The following is a 1,189-nucleotide window of genomic DNA, read 5'->3' on the forward strand; positions in this document are numbered from 1 at the left end:
GGTGGCAGGCAATTTTAAATAATTTTAAAAAATACATAGAGTAAACAAACAATTAAAAAAGTATCTCAATTTAATCATTATTAGTCTTCAAAATAATAGAAGCGGTATCTGTGGATATTAAATACCCACAGATACCGCTATTTTTTACTTTATTCTACCAGCCCCTTTACTTGTAGAAGAAAAAAGTATTACCGTTGTTCCAGTAATGCTACCCGTTTGTTTAAGTACAACATCTCACAATTTGACTATAGTGATTTTTTTAGTTATGATTTTTTTACTTTAAAAGAAAGGCTGAAGATAATGATTCGTCGTTTGAAAAAGTTTAAAAATGTCGCTGTGGTATTAAGCTTCTAAGTAAGTCGTAGAATCAACAATACTTAGAAGCGAGGTATATAGTTATGAATCATCCATTATTTAATCATTGGTCTGAAATAAAGTATTTAAAAGATTTAGTGACGAATCCACTCATTGAAGTAGGGGAGTATTCCTATTATTCAGGGTATTATGGTAATCAAAATTTTGAAGATGGCTGTGTAAGATATTTATGGGGTGATGCTAAATCTCAAGAACTCTTCAATCCAATTGAACAGTTTGGTTGGCATCTAGATAAACTCATTATTGGAAATTATGTTTGTATTGCAAGTGGAGTTGTAATTTTAATGGGGGGTAGTCATAACCACCATTCAGAATGGATTACAGTTTATCCATTTGTTGAGCAAATAGGACAATCATATGAACCAAAAGGTGATACAGTCATTAAAAGCGATGCCTGGATTGGTATGAATGCTATAATAATGCCTGGCGTTTCAATTGGTGAAGGTGCAATCATTGCAGCAGGTTCTGTGGTTTCTAAAAACGTTCCACCGTATACAATAGTTGGTGGTAATCCTGCAAAAGAAATAAAGAAACGGTTCACAGATTCAGAAATTAATAAGTTAATGGAAATGCGTTGGTTTGATTGGGATAGAGAATTGGTTAAGAGAGCAATTCCTCTTTTGTCCAGTTCATCCATTGAACAGTTATATGACTTTTATAACATTGAAGTAAAGAAAAGATAATCCAATTAGAAAAGCTACATTCTGTATAGGATGTAGTTTTTTGCATACATTTTTTATTTTAAATTTAATAGTTCACTCTTTTGAGCTAACCTGCCCAAAACTTCACAATCTGCTTCTAAACTCTAACATAC

1 protein-coding gene is annotated in these 1,189 nt (G+C 32.0%); it reads left to right on the forward strand.

Annotation, left to right across the window (positions count from 1 at the left end; all coding sequences use genetic code 11):
* Nucleotides 1–398: 398 nt before the first annotated feature.
* Nucleotides 399–1,058, forward strand: a complete 660-nt coding sequence (locus tag V7149_RS26060) for a CatB-related O-acetyltransferase (protein WP_335348455.1) — start codon at nucleotides 399–401, stop codon at nucleotides 1,056–1,058.
* The last annotated feature ends 131 nt before the right edge of the window (nucleotides 1,059–1,189 follow it).

The sequence above is a fragment of the Bacillus sp. JJ1503 genome (assembly GCF_036965125.1).
Classification (GTDB): Bacteria; Bacillota; Bacilli; order Bacillales; family Cytobacillaceae; genus Cytobacillus.

Bases quoted from the DNA above. Each gene is read 5' to 3' on its own strand.
- V7149_RS26060 (WP_335348455.1), top strand. From the start codon at position 399: ATGAATCATCCATTATTTAATCATTGGTCTGAAATAAAGTATTTAAAA.